Origin of the sequence: uncultured Shewanella sp. (assembly GCF_947495455.1) — a bacterium.
In the GTDB taxonomy this organism is placed as follows: Bacteria; Pseudomonadota; Gammaproteobacteria; order Enterobacterales; family Shewanellaceae; genus Shewanella.
In genome coordinates this window covers 1-216 of the sequence record NZ_CANLZC010000319.1, presented here as the reverse complement: position 1 = coordinate 216, position 216 = coordinate 1, and the positions used below count along the sequence as shown (strand labels likewise).

The window sequence follows — 216 nt, the reverse complement described above, 5'->3', positions numbered from 1 at the left end:
GCCGTGAAAGGGCGGTGTCCTAGGCCTCTAGACGATGGGGACCCGGACGTTATCTTTTATCACAATCAATAAACGAATTAATGACTGCTTTTACATATTGACTCAATTAAAAAATTTATCTTTTAATAATGAGTTAAAAATAAAATGGTATCCCCAAGGGGATTCGAACCCCTGTTACCGCCGTGAAAGGGCGGTGTCCTAGGCCTCTAGACGATG

General features: G+C 42.6%; 1 tRNA gene. It reads right to left on the bottom strand.

From position 1 onward, the window contains the following. Positions 1-145: 145 nt before the first annotated feature. Positions 146-215, bottom strand: a tRNA-Glu gene (locus Q0791_RS25235). Between the last annotated feature and the right edge of the window lies 1 nt (position 216).